The sequence below is a fragment of the Caballeronia sp. LZ035 genome, assembly GCF_031451175.1.
In the GTDB taxonomy this organism is placed as follows: domain Bacteria; phylum Pseudomonadota; class Gammaproteobacteria; order Burkholderiales; family Burkholderiaceae; genus Caballeronia.
Genome location: NZ_JARUXS010000004.1, coordinates 1,715,808 through 1,735,448, shown reverse-complemented (window position 1 = coordinate 1,735,448; position 19,641 = coordinate 1,715,808). Strand labels below are relative to the sequence as shown.

At 60.8% G+C, this 19,641-nt stretch carries 16 protein-coding genes, 1 rRNA gene and 2 pseudogenes; 13 read left to right on the top strand and 6 right to left on the bottom strand.

Features of this window, described 5'->3' with window-relative positions; genetic code table 11:
- Window positions 1-14: 14 nt before the first annotated feature.
- From rrf to QCE88_RS38375, 5 genes are all read left to right on the top strand, one after another.
- Window positions 15-127, top strand: a 5S ribosomal RNA gene (rrf, locus tag QCE88_RS38395).
- A 168-nt stretch (window positions 128-295) separates the two neighbouring features.
- Entirely contained in the window at window positions 296-964 is a 669-nt protein-coding gene (locus QCE88_RS38390; RefSeq protein ID WP_309910953.1) for a hypothetical protein, read from the top strand.
- 47 nt (window positions 965-1,011) lie between these two features.
- On the top strand, window positions 1,012-2,010 hold the full coding sequence (locus QCE88_RS38385) for a LacI family DNA-binding transcriptional regulator (RefSeq protein ID WP_309910952.1): 999 nt from the start codon (window positions 1,012-1,014) through the stop codon (window positions 2,008-2,010).
- A 120-nt stretch (window positions 2,011-2,130) separates the two neighbouring features.
- Window positions 2,131-3,915 carry an IlvD/Edd family dehydratase gene (locus QCE88_RS38380; protein WP_309910951.1) on the top strand — a complete coding sequence of 595 codons (1,785 nt, stop codon included), beginning with the start codon at window positions 2,131-2,133 and terminating at the stop codon, window positions 3,913-3,915.
- 10 nt (window positions 3,916-3,925) lie between these two features.
- On the top strand, window positions 3,926-4,693 hold the full coding sequence (locus QCE88_RS38375) for an SDR family oxidoreductase (RefSeq protein WP_309910949.1): 768 nt from the start codon (window positions 3,926-3,928) through the stop codon (window positions 4,691-4,693).
- A 52-nt stretch (window positions 4,694-4,745) separates the two neighbouring features.
- On the opposite strand, the gene QCE88_RS38370 is transcribed toward QCE88_RS38375, so the two are convergent.
- Window positions 4,746-5,021, bottom strand: a complete 276-nt coding sequence (locus tag QCE88_RS38370; RefSeq protein ID WP_309910948.1) for a hypothetical protein — start codon at window positions 5,019-5,021, stop codon at window positions 4,746-4,748.
- A 627-nt stretch (window positions 5,022-5,648) separates the two neighbouring features.
- Here QCE88_RS38370 and QCE88_RS38365 point away from each other — a divergent pair.
- From QCE88_RS38365 to QCE88_RS38345, 6 genes and pseudogenes are all read left to right on the top strand, one after another.
- A pseudogene (locus QCE88_RS38365) lies at window positions 5,649-6,473 on the top strand (G1 family glutamic endopeptidase).
- Window positions 6,474-7,423: 950 nt separating this feature from the next.
- A pseudogene (locus tag QCE88_RS42130) lies at window positions 7,424-7,894 on the top strand (G1 family glutamic endopeptidase); the annotation flags it as partial.
- A 41-nt stretch (window positions 7,895-7,935) separates the two neighbouring features.
- On the top strand, window positions 7,936-8,226 hold the full coding sequence (locus tag QCE88_RS38360) for a hypothetical protein (protein ID WP_309910947.1): 291 nt from the start codon (window positions 7,936-7,938) through the stop codon (window positions 8,224-8,226).
- A 396-nt stretch (window positions 8,227-8,622) separates the two neighbouring features.
- Window positions 8,623-9,396, top strand: a complete 774-nt coding sequence (locus QCE88_RS38355; protein WP_309910946.1) for a G1 family glutamic endopeptidase — start codon at window positions 8,623-8,625, stop codon at window positions 9,394-9,396.
- A gap of 684 nt (window positions 9,397-10,080) precedes the next feature.
- The gene (locus QCE88_RS38350; RefSeq protein WP_309910945.1) at window positions 10,081-10,818 is read left to right on the top strand and encodes a G1 family glutamic endopeptidase; all 738 of its coding nucleotides are present in this window, start codon (window positions 10,081-10,083) and stop codon (window positions 10,816-10,818) included.
- 170 nt (window positions 10,819-10,988) lie between these two features.
- Window positions 10,989-12,098, top strand: coding sequence for an MBL fold metallo-hydrolase (locus tag QCE88_RS38345; protein ID WP_309910944.1), 1,110 nt, complete (start codon window positions 10,989-10,991; stop codon window positions 12,096-12,098).
- Window positions 12,099-12,167: 69 nt separating this feature from the next.
- On the opposite strand, the gene QCE88_RS38340 is transcribed toward QCE88_RS38345, so the two are convergent.
- The 5 genes from QCE88_RS38340 to clcA all read right to left on the bottom strand — a co-directional run bounded on the left by QCE88_RS38340 (window position 12,168) and on the right by clcA (window position 16,368).
- On the bottom strand, window positions 12,168-12,329 hold the full coding sequence (locus tag QCE88_RS38340; protein WP_035509367.1) for a DUF1328 family protein: 162 nt from the start codon (window positions 12,327-12,329) through the stop codon (window positions 12,168-12,170).
- Between the two features lie 196 nt (window positions 12,330-12,525).
- Window positions 12,526-12,696, bottom strand: coding sequence for a hypothetical protein (locus QCE88_RS38335; RefSeq protein WP_309838563.1), 171 nt, complete (start codon window positions 12,694-12,696; stop codon window positions 12,526-12,528).
- Between the two features lie 240 nt (window positions 12,697-12,936).
- Complete coding sequence (locus tag QCE88_RS38330) at window positions 12,937-13,551, bottom strand: LysE family translocator (RefSeq protein WP_309910943.1); 615 nt, start codon at window positions 13,549-13,551, stop codon at window positions 12,937-12,939.
- 118 nt (window positions 13,552-13,669) lie between these two features.
- Window positions 13,670-14,698, bottom strand: a complete 1,029-nt coding sequence (locus QCE88_RS38325) for an aldo/keto reductase (protein WP_309910942.1) — start codon at window positions 14,696-14,698, stop codon at window positions 13,670-13,672.
- A gap of 341 nt (window positions 14,699-15,039) precedes the next feature.
- Window positions 15,040-16,368, bottom strand: coding sequence for a H(+)/Cl(-) exchange transporter ClcA (gene clcA / locus QCE88_RS38320; protein ID WP_309910941.1), 1,329 nt, complete (start codon window positions 16,366-16,368; stop codon window positions 15,040-15,042).
- Between the two features lie 115 nt (window positions 16,369-16,483).
- Here clcA and QCE88_RS38315 point away from each other — a divergent pair, with 115 nt between their 5' ends.
- Window positions 16,484-18,769 carry a VTT domain-containing protein gene (locus QCE88_RS38315; RefSeq protein WP_309910939.1) on the top strand — a complete coding sequence of 762 codons (2,286 nt, stop codon included), beginning with the start codon at window positions 16,484-16,486 and terminating at the stop codon, window positions 18,767-18,769.
- On the top strand, window positions 18,766-19,509 hold the full coding sequence (locus QCE88_RS38310) for an endonuclease/exonuclease/phosphatase family protein (RefSeq protein ID WP_309910937.1): 744 nt from the start codon (window positions 18,766-18,768) through the stop codon (window positions 19,507-19,509). The genes QCE88_RS38315 and QCE88_RS38310 overlap by 4 nt, the downstream gene beginning before the upstream one ends.
- Window positions 19,510-19,641: the final 132 nt, after the last annotated feature.

Sequence of the window (19,641 nt, the reverse complement as noted above, 5' to 3'; positions counted from 1 at the left end):
AACAACAAGTCATGCCTGATGACCATAGCGAGTCGGTACCACCCCTTCCCATCCCGAACAGGACCGTGAAACGACTCCACGCCGATGATAGTGCGGATTCCCGTGTGAAAGTAGGTAATCGTCAGGCTCCTCATGCCGAAAACAAAAACCCCACCCCGTAAAGGTGGGGTTTTTGCGTTTCTGGGCCCGGCCGGGCTTGGCGCGGGTCCGGCATTTGCATCCAGCTCACTCGTTCTGACACCATCTCGATGTTGGACCTTCGCTTTCAGTCGGTAGAATGACGACGAGAGCCAACATGTCGACCGTCACTGGAGCGCATATGAGAACGAGCCTGTTGATCGCAGCCCTGAGCGCCGCCTTGCTGGTTGCCGCATGCGGCAAGAAGAATGACGCGAGCGAGTCCAGCCTGGGCGACGCAATATCCGCCGACATGAAAACCAGCCGCGGTCAGCTCTGTCTGGATCGCAGCGGCCGTGGTCCGTACACGTTTCCATCGGTCTATAGCAACCAGGACCTCAACGAATACGCTGCCGGCGCGTTGCGCGAGCAACTCGCCGCGCTGGAGAAGGCCGGGCTGATCGCGCGCGCGGCAACCACGCCCGCAAACGCCAGCGCGAAGCAGAATGGCGTCGCCTATAGCCTGACCGGCGAAGGGCAGAAATACGCGGTCGAAACGAATCGGCCGGCGGGCGATCCCAACGCCACGAACGACCCGCATACCTGGAAGATCTGCTACGCGCACGTCAAGCTCGACAAAGTGGCGGGCTGGACGGAGCCGGATCCGACTGCGCACCGGTCGGATGTCACCTACACGTACAAGCTCGAGAACGTGGCCTCCTGGGCCGATGATCGCGACATCAAGCGAGCGTTCCCCGAAGTGGCGGCCTCTGACCGTGAAGCGGGCGAAACCAAGCTGCACATCACGCTCGAACAGCGCGAGGATGGCTGGGTGCGGGTGGATTGACGCGCCGTCTCAACCCTCCGACATCCGTGCACGCGGGTCCGCCGCGCATGTCCGACGTCGCTCGCCGCGCGGGTGTGTCGAAGATGACCGTATCGCGCGTGCTGGCGGGCCATAGCGTTGCGCTCGCCACGCGCGAACGCGTGCAGAAGGCGATCGATGAACTCGGCTACGTCGCGGATGCCGCCGCCGGCGCGCTCTCGTCAGGCCGGTCCGAATTCGTGGCCGTGCTGGTGCCGTCGCTCGCAAGCTCGAACTTCTCGGATACCGTCCGTGGCCTGTCAGCGTCGCTGGAGCCGCATGGCCTGCAATTGCTGATCGGCGATACCGACTACCATCTCGACCGTGAAGAGCGCCTCGTGCGTTCGATGCTGCGTCATCAACCGCGTTGCATTGCGCTGACGGGATCGCGCCACACCGAAGCGACGCGCACGCTGCTGCGCCGCTCGGGCGTTCCTGTGGTGGAGATGTGGGACGCAACGTCGGATCCGATCGGCGCCGCCGTCGGTTTCTCGAATGTCAGCGCAGCCCGCGAAATGGTCCGCTATCTGGCGCTCAAAGGATATGAACGCATCGGCTTTCTCGGCGGCGCCAGCGAGCTCGACCGGCGCGGCCTCGACCGCCTGAAGGGCTTCCGTGCTCAGATGAAAGCACTGGGTCTGGACGATCGGCGCGTCATCCGGCTGGGCGAATCGCCGATCACCATGAGTCACGGCGGACCCGCAATGGCCGCGTTGCTCGACACCTGGCCCGACACGCAAGCCGTCATGTGCGTGAGCGACATGTCCGCCTTTGGTGCGATCATGGAATGCCATCGGCGCGGGCTTTCGGTGCCGCACGACGTAGCAGTGGCGGGCTTCGGCAATTTCGAAGTGGCGGCCTGCTGTATGCCGTCGATCACCACGGTATCGGTGGATGCATACGGCATCGGCCGGCGCGCGGGCGCCATGCTACTGGCGGCGCTCGACATGCGTGAGAATGGCATCGTCGAGCCGGTTGGGAAGCGTGAACGCGTAGCGTACTCTGTCGTGTCGCGGGAAAGCGCCTGAGCCACAGCAGCCTGGCGGGTGCGTGCTAACATGCATCGCGATGTTACCGGTAACGGAACCATGAAAACAGCAGCGCCGGCATTCGGGCCGGACGAGGCGCATCACATGGAGAGACAAGTCATGCCCCAGCAAACAGTACAACGGCTTCGCAGCCAGGAATGGTTCGACGATCCCTCTCACGCCGACATGACGGCGTTGTATGTCGAACGCTTCATGAACTACGGCCTCACGCGCGAAGAATTGCAGTCGGGACGTCCGATCATCGGCATTGCGCAGACAGGTAGCGATCTCGCGCCGTGCAATCGTCATCACATCGAGCTGGCTGCGCGCACGAAGGCGGGCATCCGCGACGCGGGCGGCATTCCGATGGAGTTTCCCGTGCATCCCCTGGCGGAACAGAGCCGTCGTCCGACCGCAGCGCTCGACCGCAATCTCGCCTATCTCGGGCTGGTTGAAATCCTGCATGGTTTTCCGCTCGATGGCGTCGTGCTCACCACCGGCTGCGACAAGACCACGCCGGCTTGCCTGATGGCGGCCGCGACCGTCGACATGCCGGCCATCGTCCTCTCGGGCGGCCCCATGCTCGACGGCTGGCATGAAGGCAAGCGGGTCGGCTCCGGCACGGTCATCTGGCATGCGCGCAATTTGCTCGCGGCGGGCAAGATCGATTACGAAGGCTTCATGCAACTGACCACGGCGTCGTCGCCATCGATTGGTCATTGCAACACGATGGGCACCGCGCTCTCGATGAACAGCCTCGCCGAAGCGCTCGGCATGTCGCTGCCGACCTGCGCCAGCATTCCCGCCGCGTATCGCGAGCGCGGACAGATGGCGTATGCGACCGGCAAGCGCATCGTCGAGATGGTGCGCGAGGACTTGAAGCCCTCGACGATCATGACGCGCGATGCGTTCATCAACGCCATCGTGGTGGCCTCGGCGCTCGGGGCGTCGACCAACTGCCCGCCGCATCTGATCGCGATTGCGCGTCACATGGGTATCGAACTGACGCTCGATGACTGGCAGCGTCATGGCGAACCCGTACCGCTCATCGTGAACTGCATGCCGGCGGGTGACTATCTCGGCGAAAGTTTTCATCGCGCAGGAGGGGTGCCGGCGGTCATCAAGCAACTGGACCAGGCGGGGCTGATCGCGGGACAGTGCTTGACGGTATCGGGCCGCACGATCGGCGACATTGCGAGCGACGCGCCTGCCGCAGACAACGACGTCATCCGCACCGCAAGCGATCCGCTGAAACATGGCGCGGGCTTCATGGTGCTGTCGGGCAATTTCTTCGACAGCGCGATCATGAAGATGTCGGTGGTCGGCGATGCGTTCCGCAAGACCTATTTGAGCGAGCCCGGCGCGGAAAACACATTCGAGGCACGTGCGATTGTGTTCGATGGTCCTGAGGACTATCACGCACGCATCAATGACCCTTCGCTCGATATCGATGAGCATTGCATTCTCGTGATCCGCGGTTGCGGCACGGTGGGTTATCCGGGCAGCGCGGAGGTAGTGAACATGGCGCCGCCGGCGGAACTGATCAAGCAAGGCATCGATTCGCTGCCTTGCATGGGCGATGGACGGCAGAGCGGTACGTCGGCGAGCCCGTCGATTCTCAACATGTCGCCGGAAGCAGCGGTGGGCGGCGGCCTCGCGCTCTTGCGCACGAACGACAGGATTCGCGTGGATCTGAACGCGCGGTCCGTCAACGTGCTGCTCGGCGAGGATGAACTCGAAAGCCGTCGCGCGCAGAGCGCCTTCGCCACGCCGGTCGCGCAAACACCGTGGCAGGAGTTGTATCGGCAGACGGTGGGGCAGTTGTCGACGGGCGGTTGTCTGGAGCCCGCGACGCTGTATCTGAAGGTGATTGAAACGCGCGGCAATCCGCGTCACTCACACTGAGCGCACCATCATGTCTTTTGCCATCTATCCGAGCCTCGAGGACCGGTGTGTCGTCGTGACGGGCGGCGGCAGCGGTATCGGCGCGGGGATCGTCGAAGCTTTCGCGCAGCAGGGCGCGCGCGTCTTCTTCCTCGACGTGGCCGATGCCGATTCGCGGCAACTCGAACAGGCGCTGGCGCGTGAACGACACGCGCCGAAGTATCTGCATTGTGATCTGCGCGATGCCGCTGCCATCGAACAATCCTTCGATGTCATCGCGAGCGAGGCGGGGCGCATCGACGTGCTGGTCAACAATGCCGCGAACGACGATCGTCATCAGTGGGACAGCGTCAGCGCCGCCTACTGGGACGAGCGCATGGCGGTGAACCTGCGCCACCAGTTCTTCTGCGCGCAGGCGGCGGCGCAACGCATGCGGACGCAGCAGCGCGGGTCGATCATCAACATGGGTTCGATCTCGTGGCACCTTGCCTTGCCCGAACTCACGCTGTACATGACGGCGAAAGCGGCGATAGAAGGACTCACGCGCGGGCTTGCGCGCGAACTGGGCGAACACGGTATCCGCGTGAACACGGTGATTCCCGGCGCGGTGCGCACGCCGCGCCAGATGAAGCTGTGGCAGTCACCGGAGAGTGAAGCCAGGCTGCTCGCGCAGCAATGCCTTCACGAACGCATCGATCCGGAACACATCGCACGCATGGTGCTGTTCCTCGCCTCCGACGACGCCGCGCGCTGCACCGCCCGCGAGTATTACGTCGACGCGGGCTGGTTCGGCGCGTGAAACGTTACGGCGATGCTACGGCACCGCGTCACGTAACGTAACGCGGCGTACTTCAAATGCGCGCGTCGCGCCGGCGTGAGACCTTCAACGCCGGTTTGACGGTCGGCACCGTGCCGTTCTCGATGTAGTACTGCACGGTGTGCGCCGCTTCGTGATAGCCGCGTTCATCAAGCCAGTGCCAGACGGCGGCGAGAAACAGCCCGAGCCCGGCATGCCCGCAATGGGCGATCACTGCGGCGATTCCCTCGGCGAGCGCCTCGGCGCGCCCCTCGGTGCGCAGGGCGCTTGCCACATGCGATGCGGCGCGTGAGACCAGCATCGCGTGCATGGCGTGGAGTTGCGGGTTGAATGTGCGTACGGCGTGCTTGCGTTGACTGCTTCCCATGAAGGCCCCGTCTTTGACATCCGCGCGTTGTGCGCTCCGGGCAGATCACGCTGATCGGAGTGCGTGCGGCGATTGGTTTTTTAAAGGCGCGATTTTGCGGCGCCGCGTCTGCGTTGCAAGAAGCGGGCCGGCGTGAGTCGGGCTTGATGGGTGACCGGTTCGGGGTCGGGAGACTGTGAATCGTTGGGCTGCCGGACTTGCACCTACGACGAGTTTCAACGTGAAGGCGATTTTCTTGGGGAAATTGCATCGTGCTTTTGCATGTTTGATCCGAGGTCAAAGAAGATATCTTTTTGCGGCGGTAGTGCTTCCATAGATGTTTGCCGGAAAATTTAAATCTAAGAGCGCTTTAAATCCGCGCTGAGAACGTTGCTTATTCCTGTTTTCCAGTCATTCAGGTTCTTTATTTCCGAACGCCATCCATCAGTATTCGGCCGTGCCAATATCGGAGTAGAAATAATCGCGCGATTGACTGAATTGAATTTGTGAAATTTCTTGAATGGCATCAGGCAAGGTAGCTTTACTGGCTGCCGGAACATTAGATTGGTGAGGCTTCATGTTGCACATTTAATGATCTTGATTAATTCGAGGAGTGTTGAAGTGAGTAAATCGGTTCTTAATAAATGCTTTATGGTTGCAGCGTGTTCCTGGCTGTTGATTGACGCGACAGCCGCCAGTGCGCAAAACAGCTACACCAACAACGGACCAACGGAGGATTGGGCCGGCTACGTAATCACCGGGTCGGCATATTCAGACGTTTCTGCGTCCTGGGTTGTCCCGGCAGTGGATTGCAGCAATGTAACACCCGAAGGAACTTCCGTTTCCTACGCGTGGGCTGGCCTGGGCGGCTATAACGGTACGACGCCTGCGGCAAATAGTGCGTTTGAGAAGATCGGAACTGCCCAGAAATGCTACGGTGAAGAGCCTGGTTAGCGTCTCTTCTATCAGTTCCGATCCTCGGACGTGCTGCTGGGCGACGCTACAAAATACCCTGTTTCTGCCGGCGATACGATAGCGGCAAGGGTGACGAAAAACGGCGACGGCAGTTTTACGCTGTCGGAGACGGCTACCGCTAACAGCGCGAAGTCGGCCAAATGGACATTCAGCAAAACACTGACCGCGACAGACAGCAGCATTTCGGATACGGACAGCACCCCTTTGGAACCGGGCGACAACTCCGCGGAAGTCATCATGGAGCAAGGTCCTTTCGATCCGCTTTCAAATCAGGCACCGGCGTCGCAGTACGGCAGTATTACTTTCTTTGCCATGGCCTTCTCGAAAACAACCTCGGCAGTGAACCTGTTTACTACGCTCGAGTATTCAAATAGGTTCACCGGCTCAATAGGGGTTCCAGCCACGATTTCGCCCACCAAGTTCATCGTGTACCAGCGCTAACAAGTAGACGCGCGCCCGTCACCGCCCTGTACCCTGGGCGACGGGCATTCATAGGGTTTGAGGCGCATTCCGTACAATCGGATTCTCGCGGAAGTCACGGCATAACGACATGCTTTGACTTCCCCCTTTCACCGCTGACACGGCAATGGGCGTGGCCAGCGTCGCTCTCTGCGCCTTCAACTTGCTGGCAAGATGTATCTGCGAGCTCGGCATGCCCCCAGTGGACAATCACGTAGGTCATTTTGCGAGCGCCCATGAAGGCCTCGTTTTTGGCATCCGCGCAAGCGCCTCAGTTGCAACACTTTGATCGAATGACGTGCGGCACTCGGTTTTTCATGGCGCGTGTGCCGCGGGTGTGTGGTGTAAGAAGGCACCGGCGCAGGCGATGCGATTCTGGCAGACACGAGAGAGCTAAGGCGACGTCCCCTCGCCGCGCCGTTGTGTTTTTTAAATGCCGCGCTGGGATTTCTTTCTCGGTTCGATAAATTCGAATAATTGATTCGCCAATGGAAGACGAATTGAGAGCGCCTCTGCGCGGCTTATCAGGATCCAAACGCGTATCTAAGGTCCGCAGCGGTCCAGTTTGCACTGAAAACAGGGGTGAACTCTGGTTGTCGAAATTTTTGTTCACCAAAGGGCAAGTTTGGCAATCTCGAACGCGTCACCGATATACGTCTTCGTTTTCAACATCTGTTTGAGTATCGCGGTGGTTGTCTAGTTAAGATCTGACGCATTTTCTGAGTGACGGAGAATGAATTGGAAACGTGAATCAGGAAAATGCCAGACCAGGTTTCCGAACGTCATTTTTCTGGATTCGGTCTTGCGCGTGTCGGGTTGTGATAGTCAAGCGTTTATTCGAATGGAGTGTAAATATTTTCTGAATATTTCGGATGAAGCAGATGCCTGACTGGAGAAATATTCGATTAGTGAGGCTTCATGCTGCACATTGAATGTTCTTGATTAACCTCAAGAGGGCTAAAATGATTCAAGCGATTCTTAATAAATGCTTCATATTTGCAGCGATTTCCTGGCTGTTGATCGATACGACGGCCGCGAATGCGCAAACCATCCTGGCCAGGCCCATCACAACGACGAATTGGGCCGGATACGCGGCCAGCAATGCAACCTATTCGAACGTTTCTGCATCGTGGGTTGTGCCGACTGTGAATTGCGGCTCGCCCAGCGACGGCAAATTTTCCGTTTCATTTGCGTGGGTCGGCTTGGGCGGCAATAACGATCCAATAAAGAATACACTGGAGCAGATCGGAACTGCTCATTCATGCATAGGCCCAATACCGGTTTATGGCCTCTATTATGAGTTTGCACCTTCCACGCCGCAGATCGGCGACGCGAGCTATCCTCTTTCTGCCGGCGATACCGTATCAGCGAAAGTCACGCGAAACTCTGACGGAAGTTACACCTTGTCGGAGACGACAACCGCGCCAGGCGCCAATTCTCCCAAGTGGACATTCAGCATAACGGCACGTCGCCAGGGACCGGCGACTCGAATCCGGGGAACGACTCAGCTGAAGTCATCATGGAGCAGCCAGGAACGGGCCGTGGTACCCCGATGTCGCTCTGCAGCAGTATTACTTTATTCAATATCGCCTACACGAAAACAAGCACGGCGAGCGATCAATGGTTTCCGATCAACTATTCAAACTCGATCGACGGCAATACGATTTACAACGCCACGGCGGCGGTGGCCATGTTTTCGCCTGCCAGTTTCATGGTGTTCCAGTACTACAAGTAGAGACGCGTCCTTCACCGCCCTTACCGGTGGCGACGGGCAGCTATAAAGACTCGATGTGCATTCTGAGCAATCAGATTCGCATGGAAACCAAACTTTGGCGACAAGTCGTTGTTTCTATTATTTTCCGCTTACGCGCCGCTGCGAACTCCCCCCGTCGCGCCCTTACCTTCACCTCTCTGGCTGGCCGTACCTCCGGGTTCTCGATTTCCGAACGTCATCAACCTGGCTTCAACTGCGCTTGAATCAGGTCGAAATAGTGGAATGATTGGTTGATTGAAATCTGAAAAATTTCTTCAATTCCGTCGGGCAAGGTAGATGGATCAGCTGGAAAAGCCTTAATTTATAAAGGCTTCATGCCACACATTCAATGATCGTAATTAATATAGGAAGGTTGAAGTGAGAAAAACGGTGATTAATAAATGTTTCATGTTTGCAGCGTTTTCCTGGCTGTTGATCCATGCGACAGCTTCCGGTGCCCAAACCAGTTTGGCTAGCGTCAGCACGATGCTGAATTGGGCAGGCTATGTGGTCAGTGGCGCGTCATATTCGGGCATTTCTGCATCCTGGGTTGTGCCGGCATGTGACTGCAGCACACCCAGCGAAATTAATTCCGTTTCATACGCGTGGGTTGGCCTGGGCGGCTATAACGGCGAGACGCTTTCGGGCAAGAATGCGCTTGAGCAGATTGGGACTGCCCAGGGATGTAATGGTTCGACGCCGGCTTATGTTGTCTACCATGAGTTTTATCCCGCTACGGGCCAGTACGAATTATCCGGTTATCCTCTTACTGCCGGCGATACCGTAACGGCAAGCGTCGTACGAAACCTTGACGGGAGTTACACGTTGTCGGAGACGGCGACCGCGCAAGGCGCCAATTCGCCCAAATGGACTTTCAGTACAACCGGCGCGTCGACAGACGCCAGCAACTCGGATCCGGGCAACAGCTCCGCTGAAATCATCATGGAGCAGCCGGTGTTTTCCAGTCCCCTCCCGATGGCGGTCTATGGCAGTATCACTTTCTTCAATATCGCTTCCATGAAGGCAAGCACGGCAAGCGACGAAGTAACTCCGGTAAAATTTTCGAATCCAACGAACGGCAAGACGTTAGCCAACTCTACGTCGGTTCCATCCATGATTTCGCCCACCAGTTTCATCGTGTACCAGTATTGACAAAAAAAGAGGCACCCGTTGCCGCTCTGTATCTGTGGCGACGGGCATATAGAAAGACCCGAGGTCGCACTGCCCGCGTCGCCTGGTGCACCGTTACTACACTGGTAGCCCGTACCTCCGGGTTGTCATTTTCGGAACGCCATCATTCTGCATTCACTCACGCCTACATAGAGTCGAAATAATGGCGTGATTAATTGAATGGAATTGAAAACTTCTTGTAAGTCATCAGACAAGGTAGAGGCGTTGGCTGTCGGAACCTTAGATTAACGAGGCTTCATGTTGCACCGTCAGTCACCTTGAACATCGAATAGATGATTCGCTAGTGAAGGACAAACTGGCAGTGGCTTCGCATCATTGATCGAGATCGAAGCGTGCATCTGAAATCTGCAACGTGTCAACTGCGCTGACAACGAAGAACAAGCTTTGGCTAACGGAATTTGCAATTCACCGAACGGCAATTTCGTTAATCTCGAACGCATCAGAGATATACGTTTTCATTTTCCGACATCCGCCTGAAAAATCAGATAGATTATCAAGCGAATCTGAGGGGGATTTCGTGTAGCACGGCGCGGAACGAGATCATCGAGCTGGAATTAAAGACCGCATGCGCCTAGTGCGCATGTTGAATAAATCAGACAATCAAATGGCGGGAAAATGGGGAAATCAGTCTGCAGAAGGTGTTTGATGTTTTCAATGCTTTCATGGCTGTTGATCGATACGACTGCCTCTCTTGCAGAAGACACGAACAGTACTGCCTGGGCCGGCTACGCTGTAAACAACGCAGCCTACTCGAATGTCTCCGCGTCCTGGGTCGTTCCGCAAATCGATTGCAGCTTGGTTGCCGCCGGCAAGGCAACCACTGTCTTGGAGTGGGTCGGCTTGGGCGGCAACGGCGACGCCACACTTTCTCAAACCACGCTCGAACAAATCGGAACAGGTCAGGGATGCAACGGGCCGACGCCTTTCTACATTCTCTTCTACGAGTTTTTTCCGGCGGCAGGACAATACGGAAGTTCGAAATATCCCGTGTCGGCGGGTGACACAGTCTCGGCAAGAGTCATGCGAAATTCCGACGGCAGCTACACTCTTTCGGAGACAGCTACGGCCAAGGGCGCCGAATCGACGAAATGGACATTCAGCACAACGGGCTCGTCACCTGCCGCCAGCATTTCCGATCCAGGAAACCGGTCCGCTGAAGTCATCATGGAGCAGCCGACTTCTTCTGGGAGCGCGGCCCGGCTGCCTGTCGCGAGTTACGGCAGCATTACCTTCTTCAATTTCAGCTACACAAAAGCAAACGCGATAGCCGACGTTTCGGATTCAATCCAGTTTTACGAACCGCTTGACGGAAACACCTCGTCAACCCAGAGGGCCATCCCGGCCATGCTTTCACCGACGAGTTTCATCATCTATCAACTTTAAAGGGCAGACGCGCGACCGTTGCCGCCATAGACTTAATGGCGACGTGAAGTCGGCGACCCCGCTCACGGCACGCATGAAGACCCGAGGCGCTTTTCCGTACAATCGGATTCACTCGAACAACAACGCACAACGACATGCCGTGGCTCCCCGTCTTCACTGCCGACGCGCCCATGCACACTGCCCGCGTCGCGCTCTGCACCTTCGCCTTGCTGACAGGCTGTACTTCGAACACATCCGCGCAAGGCGAACAAACGTCGCAGCCGCTCGATACGACCCAGCCCCAGCCGCTGCATCACGCGAAACGCACGGCTTCGGGCTTCGACAACAACTACGGCACGTTGCCGCGCGAGTCCTTGTTGAAATGGCGCTGGGAGCGCTTCACGCAAGGCCTGCCGAAGCCGCCAACGAACGGCTATCACTTCCCGACGGCGCAGCCCGACGTCTCGTGGCTGAAGGCGAACCGCACGGAAAACACGCTCACCTGGATCGGTCACGCGAGCGCCCTGGTGCAGATCGGCGGCGTGAACATCCTCACGGATCCGATGTTGTCGGAGCGCGCCTCACCGTTCTCGTTCGCCGGCCCGAAACGCAAGACGCCCCCCGGCCTCACGCTCGAGCAACTGCCGCACATCGACATCGTGCTCATCTCGCACAATCACTACGATCATCTCGACAAGCCCACCGTCGAGGCGCTGAATCGGCAGGCAGGCGGCCCGCCGCGCTTTCTCGTCCCGCTGGGTGTGAAGGCGTGGATGAACGACATCGGCATCACGAATGCGCAGGAGTTCGACTGGGGCGATGAAACGCAGGCATCGGGGCTCGATGTCTGGTTCGTGCCGAGTCAGCACTGGTCAGCCCGTACGCCGTTCGATCGCTCTGAAACGCTGTGGGGCGGATGGGTGGTGAAAACGTCTGCGGGCGCGGCGCATCCGTATTCGTTCTACTTCGCGGGCGACACCGGCTATTCACCGGACTTCCGTGACATCGGCGCGCGGTTTGGTGGCTTCGATCTCGCGTTGATTCCGATTGGCGCCTATGACCCGCGCTGGTTCATGCACGCGCAACACGTGGATCCGGAAGAGGCCGTGCGCATCTTCCAGGATGTCCACGCGAAGAAGGCGATTGGCATTCACTGGGGCACGTTCGAACTCACCGACGAGCCGCTCGACGAACCTCCGCGCCGTCTGGCCGAAGCCGTCCGCCATGCTGGTCTGCCTCCCGATGCGTTCACGGTGCTGAAATTCGGCGAGACGCTGAAACTCGAGACGACGGGCCGCTGAATCGCGTGGCCATAAAAAAACGCGCGGACTCGACAGCAGTCCGCGCGTCTTGCGTGCGTCAAAGTGGCGTCATCGCCTGAACACGCCCAGCAGCAAGGTCGCGAGGAAGATCACGATAAAGATGAAGAACAGGATCTTGGCGATCTCCGCCGCGCCTGTTGCGATCCCGCCAAAGCCAAAGAAGGCAGCGATGATCGCGATGATGAAGAAGATGACAGCGTAACGAAGCATGAAGTCCTCCACGGTATCGGTTGATCGAATGATTCGCAGCCAGGCTGATGCCGATGCCGCTTCGCTCATGGCGTGCATGCCGCGCGATGGCATCAAGCAACGCCTGTGCCCAGAAGCAAAAACGCCACACGTCTGGATGACAGTGCGGCGTCGCAGGGTGCGCCATTGGAGACGCAAGGGGCACGGCTTGAGAAGGCTAACGGCCTACGGTGCGTTCGGAGTCGGATTCATCGTCGAGATCGTCTTCATCATCGACGCTGTTTAGCGCATCCGGCAGGTTGTTCTCCAGTTCATCGCGCTCGATCTGATCGGCGAGATCGAGGGATTTGCGCGTGGCGGGACCGGACGGGCGGTTGGCTCCAGACATGACGTACTCCTTGAACAGATTGCAAAGCCGCGCCGGAGATTCGGCGCGAATTGACGAACAAGCAAGGCATGTACGCGCCAGATTGTGCCGTCCCAGAAGCAGTGACGCAGGTGCTTTCTGGAAGCGGCCGTCCCGACCTGCCCAAACTTGCAAGCAGGACGGCAGATTTTGCGTGCTGGCGCGTCGGACCAGTATGCACCGGTCCCGACGATCCGGCAAAGCGCACGGCGCTTCAGTGCATCATGCGAAAAAATGGGCCACGATCGGGTACAACGAAAGGACCAGCAGCAGCGCCATCGACAGGTTGAACATGCGCAGCCAGCGCGGATTGGCCAGGAAGCGCCGCAGCGACATGCCGAATGCCGCCCACATCGTGATGCAAGGCAGGCCGATGACGACGAGCACGAGCGCCATCAGCGCCGCATTCAGCGAGAGGCTGGCATGCAGGTGAATGGTGGTTGCGGCGGTCAGCACCATCATCCACGCCTTCGGGTTGATCCACTGGAACGCAATCGCTTCGTGAAAGCGCATCGGGCGGCTTTGGCCGTCGCGCAACTGCACCGACGACGACGTGCCGATCTTCCACGCCAGATACAGCAGATACGCGACGCTCGCGGCTTCGAGCACGGTGTAGAGCCAAGGCAACCGCTCGAAGGCCTGCGCGAGTCCCAGTCCGACCGCGATCATCAGGATCGCGACGCCCGTGCTGATGCCGAGCACGTGCGGCAGCGTGCGCTTCAGGCCGAAATTGACGCCCGAGGCGAGCAGCATCGTGTTGTTCGGACCGGGCGTGATGGTCGTGACCAGGGCGAACAGCGCGGCGGCGGGCAGAGCGTTGAAGAGTTCCTGTGGCATGGCGCGCTCCTTGAACTGAGATTCGATGAACCCAGTGTACTGGAGTGGTCCGGTACAGTACCGGTACAGATCACCGACAGATTTCCGGTACGGAAAAAGAACGCGCCTCGTTGCTTACTCAAACGGGAAACGGATTGCGCTCCGCAAAGCCCTGCTGATGCCAGTACGGATACGCCGGGCGTACGACGCTCGCTTCATCGAGTTTCCTGACCTGTTCCGGCGTGAGGTTCCAGCCCACCGCGCCGAGGTTCTGCCTCAACTGTTCCTCGTTGCGCGCGCCGATCAGCACGGTTGCAACCGTCGGACGCTGCAGCAGCCAGTTGAGCGCAACCTGCGGGATGGTCTTGCCGGTTTCCTCGGCGATGGCATCGAGCGCATCGACGACACGGTACAGATATTCGTCCGGCACCGGCGGCCCCATGTCGGCGGTCTTGTGAAGGCGGCTCGTCTCGGGCAGCGGCTGACCGCGCCGGATCTTGCCCGTCAGACGCCCCCAGCCGAGCGGACTCCACACCACGGCGCCGACCCCCTGATCGAGTCCGAGCGGCATCAGTTCCCATTCGTAGTCGCGGCCGATCAGCGAGTAGTACGTCTGGTTCGCGACATAGCGCGGATAACCGTAGCGAGCAGCGACATCGAGCGATTTCTGCAGATGCCAGCCTGAGAAATTCGACACGCCCGTGTAACGGATCTTGCCCGCGCGCACGAGGTCGTCGAGTGTGGAAAGCGTCTCTTCCACGGGGGTTTTCGCATCGAAACCATGTAGCTGGAACAGGTCGATGTAATCGGTCTGCAAACGCGTGAGCGCGGCGTTGACTGCCTCGATCAGATGAAAGCGCGACGAGCCGACCGCGTTCGGTTGATCGGGATCGAAACGAAACGTTGCCTTCGTCGAGATGATGGCCTTGTCGCGGCGGCCCTTCAGAGCTTCACCGAGAATCGATTCCGATGCGCCGCGTGAATAGAGGTCGGCGGTGTCGAACATGGTGACGCCGGCGTCGAGACAGATGTCGATCAGCTTGCGTGCCTCGCTCACGTCGGTCTCGCCCCAGGCCTGGAAGAATTCGCCCTTGCCTCCGAACGTGCCGGTGCCGAAGCTCAGGACCGGAACCTTGAAGCCGGAAGCGCCGAGATGTCGATATTCCATTTGCGTGTCCTCGTTAAGATGAACTCGAAGAGACGCCGCTCGTTTTCCTCATCGGTGACGAGCGGCGCGCGAGTATTCAGCGGACGAGACTACCGCAACCGCCCGCGGAATGCAGAATGCAAAACGCATAATGCCAACGCGCAGCCCGCAGCCCGCAGCCCGCAGCCCGCAGCCCGCAGCCCGCAGCCCGCAGCCCGCAGCCCGCAGCCCGCAGCCCGCAGCCCGCAGCCCGCAGCCTGCTGAACGGTGAACGGTGAACGGTGAACGGTGAACGGTGAACGCAAAACGCAAAACGCAAAACGCAAAACGCAAAACGCAAAACGCAAAACGCAACCGCAGGATCAGCGTTTGTCCGCCGCCGCGCGGTCGCCCAATGAGTCATAGATCGGCGGCACGCGCAGCAGCATGGGCACGATCATCGCGGTGAAGCAGGCCGTGAGCATCGGCAGCAGCAGGGTGAAGCTCGCGGTCATCTCGGTGACGAGCACGATGCCCGTCAAGGGCGCACGCACCACCGCGACGAAGAACGCGGCCATGCCGACAACCGCGAACGTGCTGGTATCGCCCGTCACCGCCGACATGCCGGGGAACCAGTCGAGACACAGGCGACCGAACACGAGGCCGGTCTGCGCGCCGAGCACGAGCAGCGGCGCGAACAGACCGCCGGGCGTGCCCGCCGCATACGACACGGTGCCCAGCACGAAGCGCAGCGCCAACGTCGCAAGCACGCCCGCGACGGTGCCCGCACCGAGCAGCGCGCGTTCGGTCAGCGCATCGCCGCCGCCCGCGAGATCCGGCGCGAACCACGCGAGCACGCCGACCGCCGCGCCGATGAGCGCCGCGCGCGCCGTCGCGTGCGTGACCGTCAGCGGTCTCGAAAGCGATTCGGCGAGATCGAGCGTCCACAGAATCGCGCGGCAATACGCCACGCCCAACAGCCCCAGTAACACGCCGAGCAGCAGATGCGCGCCGGTCATCGCGAAGCCGGGGAACGGTTGCGCGGGCACGTGGAAGTCGGGCAGATCGCCGTGCAGCAGACGGGCCATCGCGATGGCGCTCGCCGAGGCGCCGAGCGCCGCGACCGCCGTGCGTGTGTCGAAGCGCCGCATGAGTTCTTCGAGCACGAAGACCGCGCCGGCGATGGGCGCATTGAAGGCCGTCGCGAGTCCCGCGCCCGCGCCGGCCGCGAGCAGCACGCGGCAATCGCCGCCGGTGCGTCGCATGAACCGGCCGATGGCATGCGCGATCGATGCCCCCATCTGCACGGTCGGACCTTCGCGGCCCAGCGCGAGCCCTGCACCAATGGCGAGCACGCCGCCCACGAACTTGATGGGCACTAGCACGAGCGGCGCGGGCGGCAGCTTGCCGTGCAGCACGGCTTCGACGTGCGGAATGCCGCTGCCGCTTGCCATCGGCGCGAAGCGCGCGACGAGCCACGTCGCGAGCCCGGTGCTCACGGCCGCCGCAAGCACGACGAGTACAAACGCGGCCTCATGTCCCGCGTGGCCCCACGCGACGAATGCCGTGCGCCACGCCTCCGCGCGTTCGAGGGAAAAGCGGAAGAACACGCCGATGGCGCCCGTTGCCGAGCCGACGATGACCGAGGCCACCGCCAGCGATATAAGTCCTGCGCGTTCGTCGTTTTGTTCGAGGGAGTCGGTGTCGTTCATCGCGCAAGATGCTCCGCATCGGCATGTGCTGCGAAGGGTAGCATCGCGCCGGGCATGCTGCTTGCAAAACACAAGTCTCATTGGAAGCAAAGGAACGCGAAGGCGTGAGACACGCATGAATCAGGCAAGCGACGATGAGCCGTTTTTCCAGCCCGGACGCAACTGCGCGAGCGTGCGTCATGCGGAGCGCTTCAGCCTGCTCATCGATGGCGCGGATTATTTTCGTGTGCTGCGCGAGGCGATCACGCGCGCCGAGCGCACCGTGTTCATCCTCGGCTGGGACATCGACAGCCGCATGAAGCTCACGCCCGAAGGCGCGAACGACGGCTTTCCCGAAGCGCTCGGCGACTTCCTGCATGCGGTCGCGAATCACAAGCGGCGTCTGCGCATCTACATCCTGGCGTGGGACTTCGCGATGCTCTATGCGTTCGAGCGCGAGTGGCTGCCCATCTACAAGATGGGCTGGCGCACCAGCCGGCGCATTGCGTTCCAGATGGACGGCAAGCATCCGATGGGCGGCTCGCAGCATCAGAAGATCGTCGTCATCGATGACCGGCTCGCGTTCGTTGGCGGTCTGGATCTCACGCGCTCGCGCTGGGACAGCACCGCGCACGCGCCCGACGAGCCGCTGCGCCGCGATGCGAACGGCACGCGCTATCAACCCTTTCACGATGTCCACACGATGTTCGACGGCGCGGCCGCGCGTGAAATCGGCCTGCTCGCGCGCGAGCGCTGGGCGCGCGCCTGCGGCAAGCAACTCGCGATCCGCGCGCATCGGGCGAACTTCGAACACGATGCCTGGCCGCCGTCGCGGCGCGTCGATCTCGAAGATGTCGAGATTGCCATCTCGCTGACCGAGCCCGGTTATCTCGGCCGCGAACCCGTGCAGCAGATCCGCACGCAGTATCTCGATGCCATCGCGCGGGCGCGGCAGAGCATCTATATCGAGAACCAGTACTTCACGTCGGGCACGATCGGCGCGGCGCTGGCGAAATCGCTTGCGCGCGAGGACGGTCCGGACCTTGCCATCGTCGTGCCGCGCAACCAGAGCGGCTGGCTGCAGGAAGTCACGATGGGCGTGTTGCGGGCGCGGCTGCATGCATTGCTGAAGCACGCCGACACGCATGGCCGCTACCGGCTCCTGTCTCCGAGCGTGCCGAAACTCGGCGACGAGATCGTCAACGTGCACAGCAAGCTGATGATCGTCGACGACGAATTGCTGATGGTCGGTTCGGCGAACCTGAACAATCGTTCGATGGTGCTGGACAGCGAATGCAATATCGCCATCGATGCCGGCGCCGACGTGCGCATCCGCCGCGCCATCGCCACGATGCGCGACACCTTGCTCGCGGAGCATCTCGGCTGCGACATCGCGGACATCGAGCGTGAACGCGCCGCGCACGGCGGCATGAACGCGGCGATTCAGGCGCTGCTGCGTGAGCGCGACGAACATCGCACGCTGGTGCCGCTGGACCCGGTGGTATCGAGGGAACTCGATCAACTGATTCCGACCGAAGCACTGATCGATCCAGAAACGCCGATCGCCGCCGACGAACTCGTCGACCAGTTCGTGCCCGCCGAAAAGACCCGGCCGCTGATCGGACGCTTCGCGTTGCTCGGTGTGCTCGCGCTGCTGGTCGTGGTCGTCGCGGGCGTGCTGCACTGGACCTCGCTCGGCGACTACGTCAATCTCCGCTCGCTGACGACCGCGACGCGCCGCATCGATGCGCTGCCGCTCGCGCCGCTCTGGATCGTGCTGGCCTATGTGGTGGCCGCGGTCATTTCCGTGCCGATCACACTGCTCATCGCGGCCACCGGACTCGTGTTCGGCGCGGCATGGGGCGGGCTGTATGCCTTCCTCGGCACGATGGCCGCGGCGGCCATTTCCTATTCGCTCGGCAACTGGCTCGGGCGCGATGTCGTACGCAGAGTCGCGGGAGCGCGCGTGAACCGCCTGTCCGAACGCGTCGCGAAGCGCGGCATCGTGGCCGTCGTCGTGCTGCGGCTGCTGCCGGTGGCGCCGTTCTCGATCGTCAACCTCGTCGCAGGCGCCTCGCATATCCGCATGCGTGACTTCATGATCGGCACGATGCTCGGCATGGGGCCCGGCATCTTCCTCACAGTGGCGTTCGCGCATCAACTGGTCGCCTCCCTGCACCGGCCGACGGTCGGCTCGTTCGCGGTGCTGATCGGCATCGGCGCGGCGCTGATCGGCGTGTCGCTGCTGTTGCAGCGCTTCCTCGGCGGCGCTCAGCCCGACCCGCACGAAGGCGCACCCGGCGACGCCGACAAACCGCGCGCCAGCGAAGAAGCGAAGCGCGCGAGCGAACTGCACGAGACCGGCGCGATGCCGCGCGATCCGGCGGCGCGCAACGAGCGGCCCGACGAGGTCAACTCATGACGCCGCTGCGCGAACCCGTGATCGACTTGCATGACAGCAGCGCAAGCCGCGCGCGCGAACTGCGTATCGCGACCTACAACCTGCATGGCGCGGTCGGCATTGACGGGAGGTTTGCGCCGCAGCGCATCGGCGAAGTGCTCGCGGAGATCGACGCCGATGTCTTCGCGCTTCAGGAAGTGCCGCTTGGCGGCAGCGGCGCGCATGACGTGCTGGAGGTGTTGCAGCGCATGACGGGTCTGCATGCCGTCGCCGGTCCGACGCTCGATACGCCAGAGCGCCGTTATGGCAACGCAGTGCTCACGCGCTATCCGGTGCGCGCGGTGCGCACGCTCGACCTGTCGTTCAGGAGCCGCGAGCCGCGTGGTGCGCTGGATGCCGACATCGATTGCGGCGGTGAAGTGTGGCGCGTGGTCGCAACGCATCTCGGGCTGGCGTCGAGCGAGCGGCGCGCGCAAGTGCAGCAGGTGCTGCAGAGCTTCGACACGCCCGCACTGCCGGTGATCCTGCTCGGCGATCTCAACGAATGGTTCGTCTATGGCCGCACGCTTCGGCGGCTCGTCACGCACTTCCATCGCGCCACTGCGTTGCGTACCTTTCCGACGCGCTTTCCCTTGTTCGCGCTCGACCGCATCTGGGTGCATCCGGGCGAGCGTCTGATGCGCGTGGACGTGCATCGCACGCCGTTGTCGCGCGTCGCGTCGGATCACTATCCGCTCATCGCGCACATCGCGCATCGATGATGAAAGTGCCTGCGTGATGCGCGGTAAACATCGTTGAAGGGTGCATCGAGATGCCTTCATCGCCCGCATGTTTGCGCGGCACCACGAAAAACCCCTGTAAAAGCGATATAAAAACGCAAAAGACTCGCACGA

Bases quoted from the DNA above. Each gene is read 5' to 3' on its own strand.
- QCE88_RS38325 (WP_309910942.1), bottom strand. From the start codon at position 14,698: ATGGAATATCGACATCTCGGCGCTTCCGGCTTCAAGGTTCCGGTCCTG.
- clcA (WP_309910941.1), bottom strand. From the start codon at position 16,368: ATGAACGACACCGACTCCCTCGAACAAAACGACGAACGCGCAGGACTT.
- QCE88_RS38335 (WP_309838563.1), bottom strand. From the start codon at position 12,696: ATGTCTGGAGCCAACCGCCCGTCCGGTCCCGCCACGCGCAAATCCCTC.
- QCE88_RS38380 (WP_309910951.1), top strand. From the start codon at position 2,131: ATGCCCCAGCAAACAGTACAACGGCTTCGCAGCCAGGAATGGTTCGAC.
- QCE88_RS38370 (WP_309910948.1), bottom strand. From the start codon at position 5,021: ATGCACGCGATGCTGGTCTCACGCGCCGCATCGCATGTGGCAAGCGCC.
- QCE88_RS38340 (WP_035509367.1), bottom strand. From the start codon at position 12,329: ATGCTTCGTTACGCTGTCATCTTCTTCATCATCGCGATCATCGCTGCC.
- QCE88_RS38315 (WP_309910939.1), top strand. From the start codon at position 16,484: ATGAATCAGGCAAGCGACGATGAGCCGTTTTTCCAGCCCGGACGCAAC.
- QCE88_RS38345 (WP_309910944.1), top strand. From the start codon at position 10,989: ATGCACACTGCCCGCGTCGCGCTCTGCACCTTCGCCTTGCTGACAGGC.
- QCE88_RS38310 (WP_309910937.1), top strand. From the start codon at position 18,766: ATGACGCCGCTGCGCGAACCCGTGATCGACTTGCATGACAGCAGCGCA.
- QCE88_RS38385 (WP_309910952.1), top strand. From the start codon at position 1,012: ATGTCCGACGTCGCTCGCCGCGCGGGTGTGTCGAAGATGACCGTATCG.
- QCE88_RS38375 (WP_309910949.1), top strand. From the start codon at position 3,926: ATGTCTTTTGCCATCTATCCGAGCCTCGAGGACCGGTGTGTCGTCGTG.
- QCE88_RS38350 (WP_309910945.1), top strand. From the start codon at position 10,081: ATGTTTTCAATGCTTTCATGGCTGTTGATCGATACGACTGCCTCTCTT.
- QCE88_RS38390 (WP_309910953.1), top strand. From the start codon at position 296: ATGTCGACCGTCACTGGAGCGCATATGAGAACGAGCCTGTTGATCGCA.
- QCE88_RS38330 (WP_309910943.1), bottom strand. From the start codon at position 13,551: ATGCCACAGGAACTCTTCAACGCTCTGCCCGCCGCCGCGCTGTTCGCC.